16 protein-coding genes are annotated in these 16952 nt (G+C 70.5%); 10 read left to right on the top strand and 6 right to left on the bottom strand.

Features of this window, described 5'->3' with window-relative positions:
- Positions 1-3: 3 nt before the first annotated feature.
- A complete protein-coding gene (locus ACFVR6_RS15650; RefSeq protein ID WP_191719508.1) occupies positions 4-186 on the bottom strand; it encodes a DUF3073 domain-containing protein in 183 nt (60 codons plus the stop codon).
- 136 nt (positions 187-322) lie between these two features.
- Here ACFVR6_RS15650 and ACFVR6_RS15645 point away from each other — a divergent pair, with 136 nt between their 5' ends.
- Entirely contained in the window at positions 323-841 is a 519-nt protein-coding gene (locus ACFVR6_RS15645) for a universal stress protein (RefSeq protein WP_386964696.1), read from the top strand.
- Here ACFVR6_RS15645 and ACFVR6_RS15640 read toward each other — a convergent pair whose 3' ends face one another.
- Positions 842-1447 carry a PadR family transcriptional regulator gene (locus ACFVR6_RS15640; protein WP_386964694.1) on the bottom strand — a complete coding sequence of 202 codons (606 nt, stop codon included), beginning with the start codon at positions 1445-1447 and terminating at the stop codon, positions 842-844.
- Positions 1447-2316 carry a DUF4097 family beta strand repeat-containing protein gene (locus ACFVR6_RS15635; protein ID WP_386964692.1) on the bottom strand — a complete coding sequence of 290 codons (870 nt, stop codon included), beginning with the start codon at positions 2314-2316 and terminating at the stop codon, positions 1447-1449. The genes ACFVR6_RS15640 and ACFVR6_RS15635 overlap by 1 nt, the downstream gene beginning before the upstream one ends.
- Positions 2317-2461: 145 nt before the next feature.
- On the opposite strand from ACFVR6_RS15635, the gene ACFVR6_RS15630 reads away from it, so the two are divergent.
- Entirely contained in the window at positions 2462-3214 is a 753-nt protein-coding gene (locus ACFVR6_RS15630; protein ID WP_386964690.1) for a MerR family transcriptional regulator, read from the top strand.
- A 60-nt stretch (positions 3215-3274) separates the two neighbouring features.
- On the opposite strand, the gene ACFVR6_RS15625 is transcribed toward ACFVR6_RS15630, so the two are convergent.
- Positions 3275-3439 carry a hypothetical protein gene (locus tag ACFVR6_RS15625; RefSeq protein ID WP_386964688.1) on the bottom strand — a complete coding sequence of 55 codons (165 nt, stop codon included), beginning with the start codon at positions 3437-3439 and terminating at the stop codon, positions 3275-3277.
- 214 nt (positions 3440-3653) lie between these two features.
- On the opposite strand from ACFVR6_RS15625, the gene ACFVR6_RS15620 reads away from it, so the two are divergent.
- The 5 genes from ACFVR6_RS15620 (at position 3654) to ACFVR6_RS15600 (ending at position 9583) form a co-directional block, all read left to right on the top strand.
- Entirely contained in the window at positions 3654-3923 is a 270-nt protein-coding gene (locus tag ACFVR6_RS15620; protein WP_386964686.1) for a DUF7218 family protein, read from the top strand.
- Positions 3924-3925: 2 nt separating this feature from the next.
- Positions 3926-4897, top strand: coding sequence for a DNA topoisomerase IB (locus ACFVR6_RS15615; RefSeq protein WP_386964685.1), 972 nt, complete (start codon positions 3926-3928; stop codon positions 4895-4897).
- Positions 4898-4906: 9 nt separating this feature from the next.
- Positions 4907-5314 carry a fluoride efflux transporter FluC gene (locus ACFVR6_RS15610; protein WP_386964683.1) on the top strand — a complete coding sequence of 136 codons (408 nt, stop codon included), beginning with the start codon at positions 4907-4909 and terminating at the stop codon, positions 5312-5314.
- A complete protein-coding gene (locus ACFVR6_RS15605) occupies positions 5311-5688 on the top strand; it encodes a fluoride efflux transporter FluC (protein WP_386964681.1) in 378 nt (125 codons plus the stop codon). Before ACFVR6_RS15610 ends, ACFVR6_RS15605 begins: the two co-directional genes overlap by 4 nt.
- Positions 5689-5791: 103 nt before the next feature.
- Positions 5792-9583 carry an efflux RND transporter permease subunit gene (locus tag ACFVR6_RS15600; protein ID WP_386964679.1) on the top strand — a complete coding sequence of 1264 codons (3792 nt, stop codon included), beginning with the start codon at positions 5792-5794 and terminating at the stop codon, positions 9581-9583.
- A gap of 6 nt (positions 9584-9589) precedes the next feature.
- Here the strand turns inward: ACFVR6_RS15600 and ACFVR6_RS15595 are convergent, their stop codons facing one another.
- Positions 9590-10510, bottom strand: coding sequence for an aldose 1-epimerase family protein (locus ACFVR6_RS15595; protein WP_386964677.1), 921 nt, complete (start codon positions 10508-10510; stop codon positions 9590-9592).
- Positions 10511-10747: 237 nt separating this feature from the next.
- Between ACFVR6_RS15595 and ACFVR6_RS15590 the strand changes: the two genes are divergently transcribed.
- Positions 10748-12940, top strand: a complete 2193-nt coding sequence (locus tag ACFVR6_RS15590; protein WP_386964675.1) for a DEAD/DEAH box helicase — start codon at positions 10748-10750, stop codon at positions 12938-12940.
- Between the two features lie 300 nt (positions 12941-13240).
- Here the strand turns inward: ACFVR6_RS15590 and ACFVR6_RS15585 are convergent, their stop codons facing one another.
- Positions 13241-14290 carry an Rv2578c family radical SAM protein gene (locus tag ACFVR6_RS15585; protein WP_386964673.1) on the bottom strand — a complete coding sequence of 350 codons (1050 nt, stop codon included), beginning with the start codon at positions 14288-14290 and terminating at the stop codon, positions 13241-13243.
- Between the two features lie 112 nt (positions 14291-14402).
- Here ACFVR6_RS15585 and ACFVR6_RS15580 point away from each other — a divergent pair, with 112 nt between their 5' ends.
- On the top strand, positions 14403-15452 hold the full coding sequence (locus ACFVR6_RS15580) for a M15 family metallopeptidase (RefSeq protein WP_386964671.1): 1050 nt from the start codon (positions 14403-14405) through the stop codon (positions 15450-15452).
- A 186-nt stretch (positions 15453-15638) separates the two neighbouring features.
- Positions 15639-16802: an acyl-CoA dehydrogenase family protein gene (locus ACFVR6_RS15575; RefSeq protein WP_386964669.1), complete on the top strand. Its 1164-nt coding sequence runs from the start codon at positions 15639-15641 to the stop codon at positions 16800-16802.
- The last annotated feature ends 150 nt before the right edge of the window (positions 16803-16952 follow it).

The raw sequence follows: 16952 nt of genomic DNA, 5'->3' as shown, positions 1-16952 counted from the left end.
GCGTTACGCCTTCTCGTCCTCGTACTCGTCGGCGTACTGATCCGCCCACTTGTCGACGTACTCGTTCTCATCACCTTCTGGGTGCCCCAATTCGCGTTCCAACGCGGCGTAGTTCACGCTCGGGCTGAACGACTTGAGTTCCCGGGCGATCTTGGTGTGCTTCGCCTTTTGACGGCCACGCCCCATGCGAGACCCCCTCATTTGTCTGAGCCGCGGGCTGCGACTGCCCGTCGTAATCACGATCCGGCCATATGCCGGGAAGAGTAGCATTCAGGATATCACGGAGCCCCGGGCCCGGCCCGAGGGGGAGGGCGTTGTTGCCATGTCTGACGAGTCCGCCGGAACCACCCCGCATCGAGCCGTGCTCGTCGGAGCGATCCCCGGCCAGCCGCCGCGGGTGCTGAAGGAAGCCGCGCGCTACGCCACGCTGCTCGGCGCCCCACTCGTGGTCGTGCACGTCGACGTGACGCGTTTCGTGACCTACGAGGATCCCGACGGCTACGTCCACTCCGCGCCGCTGGATCTGAACATCGCCACGGGAGAGGGGGATCTCGCCGAGGTGACCGCCGCTGCCGAGGCCGCGCTCGACGGGTCGGAGCTCTCGTGGAGCGTGCACCAGCTGGTGGGCGACCCGGCCCTGTCGATCAAGCACCTCGCCGATCAGACAGACGCGCGGCTCATCGTGGTGGGCACACGTCGCCGCGGGATCGGTGAGTCGATCCGTGAGTTCTTCACCGGATCGGTCGCCGCGCGACTCGCGCACCGTCAGCACCGGCCGATCCTCGTCGTGCCGCTGGACGAGCCGGCGCGCGACGACGAGGATCTCTGGCCAGAAGGCTGATCAGTCGCGCAGGCCCCGGATGAGGTTGCGGGCCGCGTCGTCGAGTGCCGAGATGAGGTCGTCGACGACGGATGCCGCCAGCGTGCCGCCGCGCGCGACGTGCGACCGCAGGTCACCGCGGATCTGCGCGCGGAACTCGGTCAGTGCGGTGTCGGCGCGGTGCAGTTGCTCGCGGCTGTAGGCGCGCGCATCATCGGCGACCGGCTGAGAGGCGGTGCTGCGCTCGCTGTGCGCGGCCGCGGCGAGATCTGCCTGCAGGCTGCGCATCGCCTCGCGGACGCTGCCGCGCACCTCATCGGCGATGAGGCGCACGCTGTCGGTGAGGCCGGCCTCGATCCCCTGCAGATCGCCCGCGCGGGCCGCCACCTCGGCGCGGCCGGCGTCAGTGATCTGATAGACGGTCTTGCGGCCGTCGACGAACTTCGTCACCAGCCCCTCCTCCTCCAGCTTCGCCAGGCGCGGGTACACCGTGCCGGCGCTGGGCGTGTACGTGCCGCCGGTGCGGTCGGACAGCGCCTGGATGAGGTCGTAGCCGTGGCGGGGTTCTTCGTCGAGCAGGCTCAGCAGGTACAGGCGGAGGTCGCCGTGCGAGAAGACGGGGGGCATCACCACTCCTCGGGCTCAGGGGCGGACAGGGGGTGTTCGGGCGTCGGTGCGGGGCTGCGGCGCAGCACCGTCACATCGCCCGAGACGCTGTGGGCGCGCATATCGAGGAACGAGCCGCTCAACTCGCCGATGGAACCGGTGTAGTTGACGCCGACCCCGACACCGCTGCCGCTGGAGCGGTTCACGCCGTCGATGAGCACCCGCCCGCTGACGCTGCGCACCGCGTAGTTGGTGGGCAGCTCCGGATCGAGCCGCACGGTCGCGTTGCCCGAGACCGTGTTGAGGTTCACCGCCTGGGCGGGTCCGGTGGAGTCGATGAGCATCGCGCCCGAGACGGTGTCGACCGTCGCTCGGCGCAGCGACCCGGAGGCGGCGATGTCGCCCGAGACGCTGTTCGCCGTCAACGCGCCCTCGAGACCTCGCGCCTGGGTGTCGCCCGAGACGGCGTTGACCGAGAGGTCCCCGGCCAAGCCGTCGACGATGATGTCGCCCGATACCGTGTTGAGCTTGGCTCCCGCCTGCAGCCCGGAAACGAGGGCGCTGGCGCTGACGACGCCGAGGGTGAGTGCGATGTCGCGAGGCACGGCCACGCTGATCTCGGCCTTCGGCCCGCCCGCACCGAAGTTGCGGAACGCCTCGAGGAAGTTGTCCCAGCGCAGCTGTGCGTGGTCGATCTCCAACTGGTCGCCCGAGGCTTCGATGCGCAGGTCCTTCACGGTGACGCCGTGCACTTCGACGCGGACGCCCGGCTCGTCGTGCGCCACGACGTCGATCTGTCCGCCGACGAGGCCGACTTTGAGTCTGCGGATGTCTTCGATGTCGATCACGCGGGTGTCGCCCGGGTGGATGATCCACTTCTCGAGGGTCATGTCTGCTCCTGGTGGGTGAAAGTCAAGATATATCGCGTGTGGTCACAGTAACACGATATATCGCGATGTCAATGCGTTCGTCCCCTTGCCTTGACCATGACGCAACGTCAACGCCTACCGTCGAATCGAGCGGAAGGAGAAGCGCATGGAGTGGTCCATCCAGGAGGTCGCCCGCATGGTCGGCGCGACGAGCCGCACGCTGCGCCACTACGGCGCCATCGGTCTGCTGCCGCCGACGAGTGTCGGACGCAACGGCTACCGGTACTACGACGAAGACGCCCTGGTTCGACTGCAGCGCATTCTCCTCCTGCGTCAACTGGGGCTGGGGCTGCCGCAGATCGCCGAGGTGCTGGGCCGGGAGATCTCGCCGCGGGAGGCGCTCGCCGTCCACGCGGCATGGCTGCGACAGGAGCAGGAGCGTCTGGCCCGGCAGATCGCGGCTGTGGAATCGACCATCGCGAGGTTGGAGGGAGGTGAACAACTCATGGCACAGGACATGTTCGACGGATTCGATCACACGCAGTACAGCGAGGAGGTGACCAAGCGCTGGGGTGCGCAGGCCTACGCGCAGGGCGACCGGTGGTGGCAAGGGCTCGACGCGAGCGACCGGGATGCCTGGAAGCAGCGGTCCACCGAGCTGGCGAGGGAGTGGACCCGGGCCGCGGCACGAGGCGTCGCTGCCGACTCCGACGAGGCTCAGGCACTGGCCGAGCGCCACGTCGCCTGGCTGACCGACGTCCCCGGTGCTCCCACCGGGCCGTCGCAGATCAAGGGGTACGTCAGCGGCCTCGGCGAGATGTATGTCGCTGACGAGCGCTTCGCGGCGAACTACGGCGGCGCGGCGGGCGCCGCGTTCGTGCGCGATGCGCTGCGGATCTACGCCGAGCGGGCGCTGTAGCCCGCACACAGAACGACGGCCCGGCGCGCGATGCGCCGGGCCGTCGTTCTGTGGACGTCTTTAGACCCTCTTGTTACCGCTGATGACGCGGAAGAGGAATGCGATCAACGCGATCACACCGACGATCAGGGCAACCCACAGCAGCCAGTTGAGGGCGGTGTTCAGTCCGCCGACAATGGCAAGCACGATCGCGACGACGATGATGATCAAGAGTGCGATGTTCATGGGGGCTCCTAGTCTGTACTCCCATCACCCGCAGGGAAGCGGGGTGAGGCGCGGGTCAGCGCTCGTCGAACACGCTAGCCAGGCTGGGAGTCTCATGCCGAGGTCTTGACTGGGTCTCCTCGGCAGTGGTAAATGTGCGCGCGACCGCTGTCAACCCCCTGCGCACGGAAGGTGGAGGTCCTAGCGTCGAGGCATCCACGAACGAGGAGGCGACATGCCACAAGGACGAGGTTCGAACAGCCTGAAGGATCCCGAGCTCTACGAAGAGCTGCGCAAGGACGGCGCGTCGAAGGAGAAGGCCGCGCGGGTGTCCAACGCCGCCGCACGCGATGGGCGCTCGGCCGTGGGGGGACGCGGCGGCCGGTCCGGCGACTACGACGACTGGACGGTCGCGGATCTACGCGCCCGTGCGAAGGAGCTGGGCCTGCGCGGGTACTCGGGCAAGCGCAAGGCGGAGCTCATCTCGATGCTCCGCAACCACTGACGGTGCCGCGCCTGCGGCGCGTGCGGCCGGGCGTAGACGTCGGCATCCGTCGCCTACGGGCGGGGGCGGGGTTCCGCTACGTCGACCACCGCGGGGCCGGGATCGACGAGGGGGACCGGGAGCGGATCACGCGGCTGGTCATCCCGCCGGCGTGGCGGGACGTCTGGATCAGCGCCGCCCCGAATGGTCACATCCAGGCGATCGGCGTCGACGACGCCGGGCGCACCCAGTACCTCTACCACCCCGATTGGGCACCGAAGCGCGACAAGGGCAAGTACGCCCGTGCGCTGCAGCTGGCCGAGGCGCTGCCGCGCGCGCGGGCGCGGGTGACCACGGCGCTGCGGCAGGAAGGACTGGATCGCGAGCGGGTGCTCGCGGCCGCATTCCGCCTACTCGACCAGGCAGCGGTGCGCATCGGCTCCGAGCGGCATCTGGCCCGTACCGGCAACCGCGGGCTCACCACGCTGCAGCGCCGACACGCGAGCGTGGACGGCGCGACGGTGTCGCTGAGCTTCCCGGGCAAGAGCGGCAGGCGCCAGCTGATCGAGATCGACGACGCCGACCTCGCCGCCGCGGTGGAGCTGCTCGCGGTGGGACGACCGTCCTCGCCGCTGCTGTCGTGGCAGCGCGGTCGACGCCGCACCCGGCTCCTGCCGCAGGAGGTCAACGCGTACGTGCGGGAACTCACCGGCGGAGATTTCACGGCGAAGGACTTCCGTACGCTGCGCGGGACGATCCTCGCCGCCGACACCCTCGCCCGCATCGGCACGGTGGACACCAAGCGCGACCGCAAGCGCGCGGAGGTGCTGGCAGTGCAGCGCACCGCCGACGCGCTCGGCAACACCCCGTCGGTCGCGCGGGGGTCATACATCGATCCGCGGGTGTTCTCGCGGTACCGGAAGGGACGGATGCTGGATACGTCGGTCTCGCCGGAATCGGCGATCCGCGCGCTCATTTCGGGCGAGCATCCCTAGCCTGAGCGCGTGGTGCGGTTCTCCTGGGTAACGCTCGCCCTCGTCGTGCTCGGCGGCGTGCTCGGCGTCGCCGTGCGTGCCGCCTTCGTGCTCCCCTGGGGATCGGGGACGCATCCGCTGGTCGTGCCCGCGATCACCCTGCTCATCAACGTCGTCGGCTCCTTCCTGATCGGCCTCGTCGCCGGCCGCCTGGACGCGCGCCGACCGCGGCTGCGCGCGTTCCTCGGCACCGGGGTGCTGGGCGGCTTCACGACGTACAGCGCGTTCGCGGTGCAGACCGTGCAGCTGTTCGGCGCCGCACCGGTGGTGGGGCTGCTGCTCGCGGCCGTCTCGGTGCTCGGTGGTGTCGCGGCTGCCGCCTGGGGGCTCGTGCTCGGCCGGCGCTCGAGGGTGCCGGACGCGGCGGTGGTCGAATGAACGGTCTGGAGGTGCTCGCGCTGGCCGCCGCGGGAGGGGTCGGCGCCGGCGCGAGGTACACGGTGGATGCCATCGTGATGCGCGGGCGCGGCGATGCCTTCCCCGCCGGAGTGCTGCTGGTCAACATCCTCGGGTCGCTCCTGTTCGGGCTCATCACGGGTCTCGGCGCGGTGCTCGCCCCGGTCTGGGGAGGGATCATCGGGGTGGGGCTGCTCGGCGGGTTCACCACGTTCAGTGCGGTCAGCCTCGACTCCGTGCTGCTGGCGCAGCGGGGTCGCCGGGAATGGGCCGTGGTCAACCTCGCCGCGACGTTCGTCCTGGCCGTTCTCGCCGCCGTGATCGGCATGGTCGTGGGGGGCCTCATTACGCGGTGACCTGGGGTTGGATGCCCCGTGGGATACTGGCATTCGATACACCCGCGTATCCGCCGCGCTCGCGGCATCCGTACTCCCGCATCCACGCTCGCAAAGGCAGCCCGTGTCGAACCTCGCCGTCCTGAGCCTCAAGAACCGCGCTCTCATCGCCCTCGTGACGATCGTCGCCGCCGTCTTCGGTGGCCTCGCCCTCACGAACCTCAAGCAGGAACTGATCCCGTCGATCGAGTTCCCCGCGCTGTCGGTGATCGCGAGCTACCCGGGTGCCTCGCCCGACGTCGTGGCCAACGACGTCTCCGCGCCGATCGAGTCCGCCATCCAGGGGGTTCCCGGGCTCGAATCCACGAGCGCCACGAGCACGACCAACGCGTCGATCATCCAGGCGTCTTTCGAGTACGGCACGGATCTGGCCACTGCGGAGCAGAAGATCTCGCAGGCGATCAACCGCATCAAGGGCCAGCTGCCCGAGTCGGTCGATCCGCAGGTGTTCAGCCTCTCGATCGATGATCTGCCGGTCATCCAGCTGGCCGTCACCGGCTACGACGACGAAGCCGCCGTGCAGGAGCTGCTGGAGCAGGCCGTCATCCCCGACCTCGAGGACGTCGACGGGGTCAACTCCGCCGAGGTCATCGGCGGAGCAGGGCAGCGCATCACGATCACCCCCGACCAGGAGGCGCTCGCCGCCGCGGGCTTCACACAGCAGGCCATCAGCGACGCCCTCGAGCAGAACGGCGTGCTCTTCCCGGGTGGGGGCATCACCGAGGGCGACCAGACCCTCACCGTGCAGACCGGCGCGAAGATCTCGTCGATCGAGGAGATCGGGCAGCTGCCGCTCGTGCCCACCGACGCCGCCCAGTTCGGCGCCGGGACGGTCACCATCGCCGACGTCGCCACCGTCACCGAGGAGACCGACCCGCAGACCTCGATCTCGCGCGTGGACGGTCAGCCCGCGCTCACGATCGCGGTGACCAAGCTCCCCGCCGCCAACACCGTCGATGTGTCGACGGGGGTGCTGGCGGTGCTCCCCGACCTCGAGGACGCCCTCGACGGGCAGGCCGAGTTCACGGTCGTCTTCGACCAGGCCCCCTACATCCAGCAGTCCATCGAAGCGCTCGCGCAGGAGGGCCTGCTCGGCCTCGCCTTCGCAGTGCTCGTGATCCTGCTGTTCCTGATGTCGGTGCGCTCCACCCTCGTCACCGCCATCTCGATCCCGACGAGCGTGCTCATCACGTTCATCGGCATCCAGGCGTTCGGGTACTCCCTCAACATCCTCACCCTCGGTGCGCTCACGATCGCGATCGGGCGCGTCGTGGACGACTCGATCGTCGTGATCGAGAACATCAAGCGGCACTACGTCGGCACCGCCGACAAGCTGCGGTCGATCCTGCTCGCGGTGCGCGAGGTGGCCGCCGCCATCACGGCATCCACCATCACGACCGTCGCCGTGTTCCTGCCCATCGCCTTCGTCGGCGACATGACCGGCGAGCTGTTCCGGCCGTTCGCACTCACGGTGACGATCGCGATGACCGCGTCGCTGCTGGTCTCGCTCACGATCGTGCCGGTGCTGGCCTACTGGTTCCTGCGCCCGGGCAAGCCCCTCCTCGACGCCGACGGCAACCAGGTCGACCCCGAAGACCCGGCCGCACCGCCCTCGCGACTGCAGAAGGCCTACCTGCCGGTCCTGCGCTGGACGCTCAAGCACTCGTGGATCACGCTGCTGCTGGCCGTGCTCGTGCTGGCCGGCACGGTCGCTGCCGCGCCGTTCATGAAGACCAACTTCCTCGGCGACACCGGCCAGAACACCTTCACGATGACGCAGGACCTCGGTCCCGCGGCATCGCTCGAGGCGAAGGATGCCGCGGCGCAGACCGTCGAGGACGCCCTGCTCGAGGTGGACGGCATCGAGACCGTGCAGGTCTCGATCGGCTCCAGCGGCTCGGCTCTCGTCGACGCGTTCTCCGGCGGCTCCAGCGGCGCGACCTTCTCGGTCACGACCGACCCCGACGCCGACCAGCTGGTCGTCCGCGAGGATGTGCTCGGCGTCGTCACCGGCCTCGAGGGCGTCGGCGACGTCGCGATCTCCGCCACCGGCGGGTTCGGCTCCAGCGACATCGAGATCGACGTCACCGCCCCCGATCAGCAGACGCTGCAGGAGGCGACGGATGCCGTCGTCACCGCCATCGACGGCCAGGACGGCGTGGAGCAGGTGACCACCAACCTCTCCGACGCGCTGCCCTACATCGCCGTGGTCGTCGACCGTGACGCCGCCGCCGCGCTCGGCCTCTCTGAGGTCGCCGTGGGCGCCCTCGTGTCGAGCACGATGCAGCCGCAGCAGCTGGGGACCGTTGAGATCGACGACACGGCCTTGACGGTCTACCTCGCCGCCTCGCAGACGCCGGCCACCCTCGAGGAGCTCCGCAACCTGCAGGTGCCGTCGGCGACGGGGCCCGTGGCGCTGTCGGAGATCGCGAGCGTCGAGGAGAGCCAGGGCCCGACCTCGATCACGACCGAGGGCGGTCAGCGCACCGCGACGGTGAGCGTCACCCCGTCGGGCGACGACCTCACCACCGCATCGGCCGTCGTCACCGAGGCGCTCGCCGAAGCGGACCTGCCCGCCGCGGCAGACGCGACTCTCGGCGGCGTGGTCTCGCAGCAGGAGGACGCGTTCACCCAGCTCGGCCTCGCGATGCTCGCGGCGATCCTCATCGTCTACATCGTGATGGTCGCGACCTTCAAGTCGCTGCGCCAGCCGCTGCTGCTGCTCGTGTCGGTGCCCTTCGCGGCGACCGGTGCGATCCTGCTGCAGATCGTGACGGGCGTGCCGCTGGGCGTGGCATCCCTCATCGGTGTGCTCATGCTGATCGGCATCGTCGTGACGAATGCGATCGTGCTGGTGGACCTCGTCAACCAGTACCGGGTCAAGGGACTCACCGCGCACGACGCGACCATCGCCGGCGGCGCGCGACGCCTGCGGCCCATCCTCATGACGGCGCTCGCGACGATCTTCGCCCTGACGCCGATGGCCATCGGCATCACCGGTCACGGCGGCTTCATCTCGCAGCCGCTCGCGATCGTCGTGATCGGCGGGCTCATCTCGTCGACCGTGCTGACCCTGCTCGTGCTGCCGACGCTCTACAACCTCGTCGAGGGGGCGCGGGAGCGCCGCCAGGCCAAGCGGGGCGCGCTGACCCCGGCCGTGGCGGGCGGACCCGCTCTGGCCGGCACCGAGCCCGAGACCACGACGGCGTCGGTGCCCCTGACGCGCCGGGACCGTCGCGCACAGGCGGCCATGATGTCCCTGCCCGTCGTGATCCCCGACGCAGTCGACACCCGTCAGGCTGCAGCCTCGGATGCCGCGCCGGTCACGGTCGCCGAGCCTGCCGCCGAGGAGCCGGCCGTCGCTGAGACTGCAGCCGAGGAGCCGGCGGTCGCAGACCCCGACGATGACGCGCTGTCGGCGCTCGCGCAGGCGGTGCAGCCGGCCCGCGTCGGCGACGACACGCAGTGGGCGCAGCCGGAGGCGCAGCAGGCCGAGCAGCCGACGGTGGAGGCGCCCGCCGAGGCCGAGGGCGACGTTCCTGCGGCAGAGGCGGACGCGGACGCGGAGACGGTCAGCGAAGCCGAGGCGGAGGCGGAGCCCGAGGCTCAGGCCGCCGAGGATCCCGACGCCGTGACGGAGTCGGTCGTCGCGGATGAGCCTACGGCCGAGAACGATGAGACCGAGGTCGAGGTCGCGGGCGAGTCCGACGCTGACGCTGGCGCAGACGATGCAGACGCGGACGACGCAGACCACGCCGGCAGCCGGGACGACGCCGCGCCGATCGCCGAGAACGACCAGACGCCGTCCGCCTCCGACGAGGAGCCCGAGCGCCGGGAGGACGACGGCCGCGACTGAGCCGGCTCAGGGGGTGCGGTAATCCGCACCCCACTGCAGCTGCCACTGTTCGCCCGGCGCCAGCCAGCGCAGGCCGATGCCCGAGTTGAGGGCGTCGGCGGGGGCGGTCAGCGGCTCGATCGCGAGGGCGACCGGCTGGCCGGGATAGCGGTCGGTCGTGAACAGCTGCAGGTAGTCGAAGCCGCTGCCGGCCCACACGTCCACCGAGCTGCCGTCGGGTGCACGGAGCACGGCGTGCGCGCGATCCTCGTCGTCACGGACGAGCCTGCTGTAGGCCGTGTCGAGGTCGAGATCGCCGACGATGCGCGGCGCACGCAGATCCGTCGCCTCGTCGACGGGCACCTCGGCGACCGGCAGCATCCGCTCATCGAGTGAGAAGCGCGTGGCGGCATCCACCTGCACGGTGAGGTCACTCGTCGCGGCCGTGCCGATGCAGAAGTACGGGTGGGCGCCCAGGGCCACCGGCGCCTCCTCGTCGCCCAGGTTCAGCAGGCGGTGCGTCACGGTCAGCGACATGTCCGTGACGGCATACGTGACCTCGGTCGCCAGGTGGAACGGGTACCCGGTCTGCGGGTACACGTCGGCCGCGAGGATGACGGTGTCTTCGGTGTACTCGATGGGCTGGTAGCCGGTGTAGCGCAGCAGTCCGTGCGAGGCGTTCCCCGTCTTGGGGTCGGTGATCGCGAGCTGGCGGGTGACGCCGCGCTGCGTCCATGCCCCGTCGCGCACGCGGCTCGCCCACGGCACCAGCACGATTCCCGATGCCGCAGGCGCCGGCGTGTGGTCGGGGTAGCGCGGAACGAGGTCGACATCGCCCACGGCGAACGCCCGTAAACCGGCTCCCACCTGGGAGATCTCCGCCGTCGTTTCGCCTGATCGGATCGTGAACCTGCGGCCGGTGGGATCGTACGGCGAATGAGTGCTCATGCCGCCATGGTAGGGCGGCGGGCAGTTTCCCAGCTGGCACCCATATACTCGTTCGGTCGGCTCTGGACACTGCGCATGATCGCGTGGATGGGTTTGTGAGTCCAAAGGGGCCGATGGTGGGCGTCGATCGACGCGCATGACCATCATCGATAATGGCCCCGGCCGACGAATGTCCGGGTATACCTGCGCGCTAGCGGGTGCTGTTCTCGTGTGTTGAGAACCCAGAAGGACATTTCCATGCCCAAAAGCAAGAAGCCCGCAGGCGGCCGCGCCGCCAAGAACTTCGAGCCCCGCTACGGCGCGAAGACCAGCTTCCAGGACCGCAAGCGTCGCCCCGGCGAGGCATCCACCGGCACCGCCGGCTCGAAGAGCCCCAGCCACCGCGGCTACCGCCCGGCTGCGGAGACCGCCGACGCCGCTCCCAAGCGCCGCTGGACCGCGCAGGAGAAGGTCGGCCGCGACGAGGCCCGCAGCATCCGCAGCACCGCCGGCGACGACCGTCCCCGCCGCTCCTTCGACGACCGCCCGGCGCGCGATGACCGTCCCGCCCGCGATGACCGCGGTGGCTACCGCGGCGACCGCGTGTCGCGCGACGACCGCCGCCCTTCGGGTGATGGCCGTCCCTCCTACCGTCCCGAGCGTCCGGCACGCTCCGGAGACGACCGCGGTGCGCGTTCCTACGGCGACCGCCCGCAGCGCTCGTACGGCGACCGCCCGCAGCGCGATGACCGTCCGGCCCGTTCGTACGACGACCGCCCGCAGCGGTCCTACGGCGACCGTCCGCAGCGCGATGACCGTCCGGCCCGTTCGGGTGACGACCGTCCGGCCCGTTCGTACGGCGACCGCCCGCAGCGGTCCTACGGCGACCGCCCGCAGCGCGACGACCGTCCGGCGCGCTCGTACGGCGACCGCCCGCAGCGTGACGACCGTCCGGCTCGTTCGTACGGCGACCGCCCGGCCCGCCCCTACGGCGACCGCCCGCAGCGTGACGACCGTCCCGCCCGTTCGTACGGCGACCGCCCGGCCCGCTCCTTCGACGACCGTCCCCGTCGCGACGACCGCCCCGCGCGTTCGTTCAACGATCGCCCCGCGCGTTCGTTCGACGACCGTCCCCGCCGCGACTCCGGCGACCGCCCGGCCCGCTCGGACTGGAATGCCGAGTCCAAGACCAAGGCGCAGCAGGACCACGTCGACGTCGTGCACGAGCGTCTGCAGGCCGAGGCCGTGCAGGCCGGCGAGGTCGCCGATGTGACGTTCTCGAGCCTCGGGCTCGGCGACAACATCGTCCGCGTCCTGAAGGACCTCGGTGCCCCGAGCCCCTTCCCGATCCAGGCGGCCACCATCGCCCCGATCCTCGAGGGCAAGGATGTGCTCGCCCGCGGCCGCACCGGCTCCGGCAAGACGATCGCGTTCGGCGCCCCCCTCGTGGAGTCGCTGCTGCGCTCGCAGGCAGGCAAGCGTCGTGAATTCGGCCGTCTGCCCAAGGCGCTCGTCCTCGCCCCGACCCGTGAGCTCGCGCTGCAGATCGACCGCACGATCCAGCCGATCGCGCGCAGCGTCGGCATCTTCACCACGCAGATCTACGGCGGTGTGCCCCAGGCGCGCCAGGTCGGTGCGCTGAAGAAGGGCGTCGACATCATCATCGGCACCCCCGGCCGCATCGAGGACCTGGTCGCCCAGGGCAAGCTCGACCTCTCCGAGGTGCAGATCGTCGTCCTCGACGAGGCAGACCACATGTCGGAGCTCGGATTCCTTGAGCCGATGCAGCGCATCCTCCGCCTCGTCGCCGACGGCGCCCAGAAGCTGCTCTTCTCGGCGACGCTCGACCGTGAGGTCGCGGCGCTGGTCGACGAGTTCCTCGTTGAGCCGGCCGTCTACGAGGTCGCCGGTGAGGACCAGGACTCCAGCACGATCAACCACCGCGTGCTCGTGATCGACCACCGCGACAAGGCCGAGATCCTCTCGTCGCTCGTGGACCGCGATGGCAAGACGCTCGTCTTCGCCCGCACCCGTGCGTACGCCGAGATGCTCGCCGAGCAGTTCGACGACCAGGGCATCCCCGCGGTGGCTCTGCACGGTGACCTGAACCAGGCCAAGCGCACGCGCAACCTGCAGCGTCTCACCGACGGCCGCGTCAGCGTGCTCGTCGCCACCGATGTCGCCGCCCGCGGCATCCACGTGGACGACATCGACCTGGTGATCCAGGCCGACGCGCCCGACGAGTACAAGACGTACCTGCACCGCTCGGGCCGCACCGGCCGCGCCGGCCGCACCGGCACGGTCGTCACCCTCATCCCGCGTCAGCGCCGTCGGCGCATGACCGAGATGCTCGAGCGCGCCGAGATCGACGCGCCGTTCGAAGAGGTGCGCGTCGGCGACGACGTGCTCGACGAGCTGGCCGGCCGCCAGCTGGCCGACGTCGACGCCTGATCGACGGCAAGCGCCCCGGAACCTCCGTGTTCCGGGGCGCTTCGTCGTTTCCGGCCGCTGCGGATCCCCGGTACAGGAGATCTCCGCAGAACAGGCCGATTCCGGCTGCATCCGTCCTGTTGCCGTGATTCCTCCTGTTGTGGGGAGGTGGGTGGATGCTGGGCGGGGCGACTGCGCCCGCGGCGGTGAGCGCCGGTACCCGGCCCGCGCCGCCTCCCCGGAGCAGGAGGTCTCCCGGAAACAGGCTGGGCCGGCTGCATCCGTCCTGCAACGGGGAGATCGCCTGTTTTGGGGCGGTCGTCAGAAGAGCATCGGCGCCGCCGCGGCGGCGCGACCGCGCGCCGTGGTCACGACGGCGCCCGGCCGCGGCGTCAGGCGGGGCGTGTCGTCCTCCTCGGCGCCGTTGAGCCGGTGCATCCGCAGCAGCGGACGCACGCGCTGCGCCAGCCAGGAGCGATACGCCTTGGGCGCACCGACGGCTGCCCCCGGGTACAGGCCGCGATACGACGACACCAGCTCCGGATGCTCGCGCTCGAGCCACTGCATGAACCACGGCTTCACGCCGGGCCGCAGGTGCATCGCGCCCCACACGACCCGCCCCGCACCGGCATTCTTGATGCGCCGCAGCGCATCGTCCAGCACGGCGACCGAATCGGTGAGGTGCGGCACGATCGGCATGAGGAAGACGGTCACCCGGAATCCGGCGTCGGCCGCGGCGCGCACGGTGTCGAGCCTGGCCTGGAACGACGGCGCCCCCGGCTCGATCGCCGCGCGCAGGTGCTCGTCGGCGACGGCGATCGACATGGCGATCGACACCGGGACGGAGGCTGCGGCATCGCGCAGCAGCGGCAGGTCTCGCCGGATCAGCGTGCCCTTCGTGAGCACGGAGAACGGCGTCCCCGAGGCGGTGAGCGCGCCGATGATGCCGGGCATGAGCCGGTAGCGGCCCTCGGCCCGCTGATAGGGGTCGGTGTTGGTCCCCAGCGCCACGGTCTCCCGCGCCCACGACCCCCGGTTCACCTCGCGGGCGAGCACCTCGGCGACGTTGATCTTCACGACGATCTGCGAATCGAAGTCGCGCCCGGCATCGAGATCGAGGTACTCGTGCGTGCCGCGGGCGAAGCAATACACGCACGCATGACTGCAGCCGCGGTAGGGGTTCACCGTCCAGTCGAACGGCATGGCGGAGGCCCCCGGAACGCGGTTGAGCGCCGACTTGCACTGCACCTCGTGGAACGTCATCCCGGCGAACTCGGGGGTCGTCACCGAGCGCACCAGCCCGTCGATGCGTTCCATCCCGGGCAGGGCGTCGGCATCCACCACGCCCAGTTCTTGACCCTGCCACCGCATCGTTCCATGGGAACAGAACTTCGAGACTGTGTCAATACGACGTCGGTTCAGTTCGAACGGCGCGCGCAGCGGACCGGTCGGCGGGCCGCCGCCGACGGGGGAGAATGGACACGTGACGGATCCCCCACCGCCGACCTCCCGCCGCGCCCTGCGCGCAGCGGTCGAGGACCCGCGCCCCGAGCCCGGGGCCCGGCGCCGTGCCGCGCGGCGCCGGGGGATCGTCGTGCTCACCGTCATCGGCGCCCTGCTCGCGTGGGGCGTCATCGCCCTCCTCTTCTCGGTGCTGGCGCCCGGCGACGCGCAGCCGGCGGGAGCCCCCGCGGCCGATCGGGGTCCCGCGCCCTGGGCGACCGCGCTTCCCGTGCCCACCCTGCGGGGCGCCACACCGCCCGAGCAGTCCGCCGCCCCCGCCGAGGCTCCGGCCCCCGCGCCGGCCGACGGCCTCTGCGCCGAGGCCGCGGTGACCGAAGCGTTGGCCGCGGGTGACGACGCTGCGGTCATCGCGGCCGCCGGCGGTGCCGCCGCGTTCCGCGAGCGGGTGGCATCGGGGGCCGTCCCGTGCATCGACCTCGCCGACCCCGCTCGGGTGTGGGTCGTCGTCAACAAGCAGCGCCCGTACGCGCCGCTGGAGTACGCCCCCTCGCCGCTCGTGTCGGCGGGGACGGCGGCGGATGCCGGTCACGCGATCCTGCGCACGGATGCCGCCGCCGCCCTCACCCAGATGGTCGCCGCCGCCCGCGCCGCCGGCGCCGGCGAGATCGGCGCACAGAACGGCTACCGCGCGTACGGGATGCAGCGGTCGATCTACGACGCGCAGGTCGCCCAGCGCGGTGCCGCGGGGGCCGACCTCGTGAGTGCCCGGCCGGGCTTCAGTGAGCACCAGTCGGGTCTCGCCGTCGACATCGTCCCGTGCGACCCGGCATGCGGCACTCTCGACGATCTCGCCGGCACGCCCGCCGACGCATGGATCCGCGACCACGCCTGGGAGTACGGCTGGATCGTCCGCTACGAAGAGGGCTACACGGCCATCACCGGCTACGCGTACGAGCCGTGGCACCTGCGCTACGTCGGCACCGACCTCGCCCGGGCCTACCGGGAGGGTGGCTTCCACTCGCTCGAGGAGTTCTTCGAGCTGCCGCCGGCGCCGGACTACGCCGACTAGCGGCATCCCACAATTGCGCGGTACTCAGTTCCACTCATCGCGACATCCGATCCCACAAACAGGTGCGGTGCGCTGCTGTGGAGCCTAGACTCGCCACGGCGGCGCCGCCGATCGGTGAGCGGTGCCACACCGAGACGTCTGAGTACCCGGCGGCTGCACCGCCGACGAACCGAAGGGGGCCTGCGCATGGAGCGCGACATCTACGACGAGGACCACGAGGCGTTCCGCGACGTCGTCAAGGAGTTCATCAAGCGCTACGCGACCAACGAGAAGCGCGAGCAGTGGGATGCCGACGGCGAGATCGACCGGGCGACGATGCTCGCCGCCGGTGAGGCCGGCATCATCGGGCTCTCCGTGCCGGAGGAGTTCGGCGGCGCGGGCATGCTGCAGGACTACCGCTTCCGCACGATCGTCAACGAAGAGGTCATCGGCGCCGGCGCCGGGTCGCTCGCGGGCGCCTTCGGCATCCAGGACGACCTCGCGGTGCCCTACCTCGTGCACATGGGCACGCAGGCGCAGAAGGAGAAGTGGCTGCCCCGCATGGCCACCGGCGAGATCCTCGGCGCGCTGGCGATGACCGAACCCGGCGCCGGCAGCGACCTGCGCGGCATCAAGACCACCGCGAAGAAGGTCGACGGCGGTTACATCGTCAACGGCGCGAAGACGTTCATCTCGTCGGGCAAGACCGCCGACATCGTCGTCACCTTCGTCAAGACCGGCGAGGGGACCCGCCCCGACGCGTTCAGCCTGCTCATCCTCGAGAACGGGATGGAGGGCTTCGACCACGGCAAGAAGCTGAACAAGATGGGCTCGCACGGTCACGACACCGCCGAGCTGTCGTTCACCGACGTGTTCGTGCCCGAGGAGAACCTCATCAGCGGCACCGAGGGCCAGGGCTTCATCCAGCTGATGATGAACCTCCCGCTCGAGCGGCTGTCGATCGGCATCGCCGCGGCATCCGCCTCGCAGGCGGCGCTGGCGTGGACGGTGGAGTACACCAAGAGCCGCGAGGCGTTCGGCGAGCGGGTCATCGACTTCCAGAACACGCGGTTCAAGCTTGCGGACGTCGCCACCACCGTCGACGTCATGTGGGCGTACCTCGACAAGGCCCTGATGTCTTACAAGGAGGGCAAGCTCACCGCCGAGGAGGCCGCGAAGGTCAAGTTCTGGACCACCGACCGCGAGTGGGAGATCCTCGACACCTGCGTGCAGCTGCACGGCGGCTACGGGTACATCACCGAGTACCCGATCGCCCGGGCGTTCCTCGACGCGCGCGTGCACCGCATCTACGGCGGCACGAACGAGATCATGCGCGACATCGTGAGCCGAAAGATCGCCGGCAAGCGCTGACACCGACGCACCCGGATGCCGCGGTCCCCTTCGGGTGGGCCGTGGCATCCGTCGTTCCCGGGCTGCCGCGCGGCGGTGCGCCCCCGCCAGAAACCACTTTCCGGTTCAGACGCCGCGCCGTGCGCGGTGTATCGACCGAGAAGTGGTTTC

Source organism: Microbacterium sp. NPDC058021 (assembly GCF_042885955.1).
Taxonomy (GTDB): domain Bacteria; phylum Actinomycetota; class Actinomycetes; order Actinomycetales; family Microbacteriaceae; genus Microbacterium.
The sequence above is the reverse complement of the archived record's forward strand: the minus strand, read 5'-3'. Positions and strand labels throughout refer to the sequence as shown.

Excerpts from the sequence above, each read along its gene's own strand:
- ACFVR6_RS15650 (WP_191719508.1), bottom strand. The coding sequence starts at position 186 with ATGGGGCGTGGCCGTCAAAAGGCGAAGCACACCAAGATCGCCCGGGAA.
- ACFVR6_RS15645 (WP_386964696.1), top strand. The coding sequence starts at position 323 with ATGTCTGACGAGTCCGCCGGAACCACCCCGCATCGAGCCGTGCTCGTC.
- ACFVR6_RS15640 (WP_386964694.1), bottom strand. The coding sequence starts at position 1,447 with ATGCCCCCCGTCTTCTCGCACGGCGACCTCCGCCTGTACCTGCTGAGC.
- ACFVR6_RS15635 (WP_386964692.1), bottom strand. The coding sequence starts at position 2,316 with ATGACCCTCGAGAAGTGGATCATCCACCCGGGCGACACCCGCGTGATC.
- ACFVR6_RS15630 (WP_386964690.1), top strand. The coding sequence starts at position 2,462 with ATGGAGTGGTCCATCCAGGAGGTCGCCCGCATGGTCGGCGCGACGAGC.
- ACFVR6_RS15625 (WP_386964688.1), bottom strand. The coding sequence starts at position 3,439 with ATGAACATCGCACTCTTGATCATCATCGTCGTCGCGATCGTGCTTGCC.
- ACFVR6_RS15620 (WP_386964686.1), top strand. The coding sequence starts at position 3,654 with ATGCCACAAGGACGAGGTTCGAACAGCCTGAAGGATCCCGAGCTCTAC.
- ACFVR6_RS15605 (WP_386964681.1), top strand. The coding sequence starts at position 5,311 with ATGAACGGTCTGGAGGTGCTCGCGCTGGCCGCCGCGGGAGGGGTCGGC.
- ACFVR6_RS15595 (WP_386964677.1), bottom strand. The coding sequence starts at position 10,510 with ATGAGCACTCATTCGCCGTACGATCCCACCGGCCGCAGGTTCACGATC.
- ACFVR6_RS15590 (WP_386964675.1), top strand. The coding sequence starts at position 10,748 with ATGCCCAAAAGCAAGAAGCCCGCAGGCGGCCGCGCCGCCAAGAACTTC.
- ACFVR6_RS15585 (WP_386964673.1), bottom strand. The coding sequence starts at position 14,290 with ATGCGGTGGCAGGGTCAAGAACTGGGCGTGGTGGATGCCGACGCCCTG.
- ACFVR6_RS15575 (WP_386964669.1), top strand. The coding sequence starts at position 15,639 with ATGGAGCGCGACATCTACGACGAGGACCACGAGGCGTTCCGCGACGTC.